General features: G+C 38.4%; 1 protein-coding gene and 1 pseudogene. One reads left to right on the top strand and one right to left on the bottom strand.

Translation table 11 applies throughout. The features are described from left to right. Positions 1–1,794 (top strand): bifunctional aconitate hydratase 2/2-methylisocitrate dehydratase (locus J582_RS24625; protein ID WP_032048850.1); only part of this gene is annotated, 1,794 nt, incomplete at its 5' end. Between the two features lie 125 nt (positions 1,795–1,919). Here the strand turns inward: J582_RS24625 and J582_RS27425 are convergent. Continuing rightward, positions 1,920–2,039, bottom strand: a pseudogene (locus J582_RS27425) (hypothetical protein); the annotation flags it as partial. Positions 2,040–2,203 lie beyond the last annotated feature (164 nt).

The following is a 2,203-nucleotide window of genomic DNA, read 5'->3' as shown; positions in this document are numbered from 1 at the left end:
TTTAACACAATGGAAGATGCTGGTGCATTACCAGTAGAGATCGATGTTTCTAACATGAACATGGGTGACGAAGTTACTCTTAAAATCGATCATGCTGCTGCAAAAGTTACTGCGTTCAAAAATGGCGAACAAATCGCTGAGTCTGAACTTAAAACTCCAGTACTTTTAGATGAAGTACGTGCTGGTGGTCGTATTAACTTGATCATTGGTCGTGGCTTAACTGCTAAAGCACGTGAAGCTTTAGGTTTAGCTCCATCTACATTATTCCGTACTCCAGTACAACCAGCTGACACTGGCAAAGGTTTCACTTTAGCTCAGAAGATGGTTGGTCGCGCATGTGGTCTTCCAGAAGGTCAAGGTATCCGTCCAGGTACTTACTGTGAACCTAAGATGACTACAGTGGGTTCTCAAGATACAACTGGTCCTATGACTCGTGACGAGTTAAAAGACTTAGCTTGCTTGGGCTTTTCTGCTGACTTGGTAATGCAGTCTTTCTGTCACACTGCTGCTTATCCAAAGCCAGTTGACGTACAAATGCAACATACACTTCCAGACTTCATCATGAACCGCGGTGGTGTATCTTTACGTCCAGGTGACGGTATTATCCACTCTTGGTTAAACCGTATGCTTCTTCCAGATACAGTAGGTACTGGTGGTGACTCGCATACTCGTTTCCCAATTGGTATTTCGTTCCCAGCAGGTTCAGGTCTTGTAGCTTTCGCTGCTGCAACTGGTGTAATGCCACTTGATATGCCTGAATCAGTTCTTGTTAAGTTCAAAGGTAAAATGCAGCCTGGTATTACTTTACGTGACCTTGTACATGCGATTCCTTACTATGCAATCAAAGAAGGCGATCTTACTGTTGAGAAAAAAGGTAAGAAGAATATCTTCTCTGGTCGTATCTTAGAAATCGACTTAACAGAAATGGAAACTGACTTAACAGTTGAGCAAGCATTCGAACTTTCTGATGCTTCTGCTGAACGTTCAGCTGCTGGTTGTGCAATCACACTTTCTGAAGAGAAAGTTGCTGAATACTTACGTTCTAACATCACAATGCTTAAGTGGATGATTTCACAAGGTTATGGTGATGCACGTACGATGGCTCGTCGTGTTGAAAACATGGAAAAATGGTTAGCAAACCCAAGCTTACTTAAAGCTGATGCAGATGCTGAATACACTAAATTGTATGAAATTGACTTGTCAGAAATCAAAGAACCTATCCTTTGCTGCCCGAACGATCCAGATGATGCAAAACTTCTTTCTGACGTTCAAGGCGACAAAATTGATGAAGTATTCATCGGTTCTTGTATGACTAACATTGGTCACTTCCGTGCTGCTGGTCAGTTACTTGAGAAAGTACCAAGCGGTTCATTAACAACTCGTTTATGGTTGGCTCCACCAACACGTATGGACGAACATCAGTTAATGGAAGAAGGCTTCTATAACACTTATGGCCGTGCTGGTGCGCGTACAGAAATGCCTGGTTGTTCATTATGTATGGGTAACCAAGCACGTGTTGCGCCGAACACAACTGTTGTTTCGACTTCTACACGTAACTTCCCTAACCGTTTAGGTCAAGGTTCTAACGTTTACTTAGCATCTGCTGAGCTTGCATCTGTTGCTGCTGTACTTGGTAAGTTACCAACTCCAGAAGAATACCAACAATACGCAGCTCAAATTGACAGTATGTCTGCTGACATCTACAAATATTTGAATTTCGACCAAATGGGCGAATATACAAATGCTGCTGATAAAGTAGATACTAAGAAAATTGCTGCTGCTCAATTGACTTAATAAGTCGATTTAGTACAAAAAAGGAGCTGATTATTCAGCTCCTTTTTTATTTTAATGAGAATTAGTGCATATTTTAAATATTAAAGTAATGAATTAATCAAGTTTTATTCCTATAAAATGTAAAAATAAATATACTGTGCAATATCTTCCGTTTTCTGTACTAACGTATTTCCGTCTTCTGCTGATAAATTTTGATCATATAGCTGATAATCATCAAATTTAAATTCAACAATTGTCTTTAGCATTTTTAAGTTCCATATATAAAATACCCATGTTCTTTTTAATTATTTTTAAGTTCATCCAATTATTTTAAAGCAAAATCTTCTTTAATATCTAGCGTTATATTTATTTTTACATTTTATAGGAATAAAACTTGATTAATTCATTACTTTAATATTTAAAATATGCA

Origin of the sequence: Acinetobacter sp. 1566109, assembly GCF_000582255.1 — a bacterium.
GTDB classification, from domain to species: Bacteria; Pseudomonadota; Gammaproteobacteria; order Pseudomonadales; family Moraxellaceae; genus Acinetobacter; species Acinetobacter nosocomialis.
This window is presented reverse-complemented; position numbering and strand designations above follow the sequence as displayed.